This window comes from Mesorhizobium sp. M1A.F.Ca.IN.022.07.1.1, from assembly GCF_003997575.1.
GTDB lineage: Bacteria > Pseudomonadota > Alphaproteobacteria > Rhizobiales > Rhizobiaceae > Mesorhizobium.
This window is the reverse complement of sequence record NZ_RZST01000654.1, coordinates 1-1078: the sequence shown is the minus strand read 5'-3', so window position 1 is coordinate 1078 and position 1078 is coordinate 1. Positions and strand designations below refer to the sequence as shown.

1 protein-coding gene is annotated in these 1078 nt (G+C 66.9%); it reads left to right on the top strand.

Annotation, left to right across the window (positions count from 1 at the left end; translation table 11 throughout):
• Positions 1 to 1078: diguanylate cyclase (locus EOA75_RS33150; RefSeq protein WP_127326160.1), on the top strand; the 1078-nt coding region annotated here is incomplete at both ends.

The following is a 1078-nucleotide window of genomic DNA, read 5'->3' as shown; positions in this document are numbered from 1 at the left end:
GGTCTGGATCCTCGGGCTGATGCTGATTGCCGGCGTGGCCATCGTCGATCCCGCGGTCGCCGCCGGCATCGCCCGCATCTCGTTTGCCGCGACGGCGCTCACCGGCCTCGGCCTCATCATCTTCCTCGGAATTCGCGGCTATGACCGCGCGATCATGCTGGTGCCGAGCTGGGTGATGGTGCTGCTCTGGCTATGCGGCTCGTGGATGGCGATCACCGGCATGCTGGACAACGACATCGCCCAGCCGGCGCTCGGCGGCGGCCTGATCCTGATCATCCTGTTGATCGGCTTCACCGTCATGCAGCACGCTTTTGCCGGCGGCGCGCTGCACCAGGGCCTGTTTTCCGACCTCGAGCGCCAGGCGCTTGCAGTCGCCGGCTCGGGCGACATCGTGTGGGACTGGGACGTGCTGCGCGACCGCGTGGTGACCAAGCCCGACATCAGCCTGCAGCTCGGCCTTGCCCCCAACAGCCTTTCGGGCGCGGCCCGCAACTGGCTGCCGGTGCTGCATGCCGACGACCGCGACACCTTCCGCACCACGCTGGACGTGGTGCTGGAGCACCGCCGCGGCCGCGTGGCCCAGAATTTCCGCCTGCGCGGCGCCGACGGGCATTATCATTGGTTCGCGCTGCGCGCCCGCCCCGTGATCGGGTCGGATGGCGAGGTGATCCGCTGCGTCGGCACCATGGTCGACGTGACCGAGCAGAAGAAGTCCGAGGAAAGGCTGCTGCACGACGCCGTGCACGACAACCTGACCGGCCTGCCTAACCGCGAGCTGTTCATGAACCGGCTGGAGGCGATCATCTCGATCGCCCGCACCGAGGACAAGGTGCGCCCGACCGTCTTCGTCATCGACATCGACCGTTTCAAGCAGGTCAATGACGGGCTCGGCATTTCGGCCGGCGACACCATCCTGCTGACCATCGCGCGCCGGCTGCACCGGCTCTTGAAGCCCAAGGATTCGCTGTCGCGCTTTGCCGGCGACCAGTTCGCGCTGATGCTGCTGTCGGAACAGGATCCGGCCCGCATCGCCGCCATGGCCGATGCCATCAAGCATGCGATCAACAATCCGATCACC